Source organism: Geobacillus sp. ZGt-1, assembly GCF_001026865.1.
GTDB classification, from domain to species: Bacteria; Bacillota; Bacilli; order Bacillales; family Anoxybacillaceae; genus Geobacillus; species Geobacillus thermoleovorans.
In genome coordinates, this window is record NZ_LDPD01000007.1 from 2,061 (window position 1) to 2,261 (window position 201).

The window sequence follows — 201 nt, forward strand, 5'->3', positions numbered from 1 at the left end:
GATCCCCTCCACCGCCACCATTATCGGACCTTTAGCTCAGCTGGTTAGAGCAGACGGCTCATAACCGTCCGGTCGTAGGTTCGAGTCCTACAAGGTCCACCATTATTATTGTTGCTTTTTTGGAGGAGTACCCAAGTGGTTGAAGGGGTCGGTCTTGAAAACCGAGAGGCGCCGCAAGGCGCGCGGGGGTTCGAATCCCTC

Annotated in this window: 1 tRNA gene; it reads left to right on the top strand. The window is 55.7% G+C overall.

What is annotated here, in order from left to right:
- Positions 1-25 precede the first annotated feature (25 nt).
- Positions 26-102 (top strand) — tRNA-Ile (locus VU18_RS02045).
- Positions 103-201: the final 99 nt, after the last annotated feature.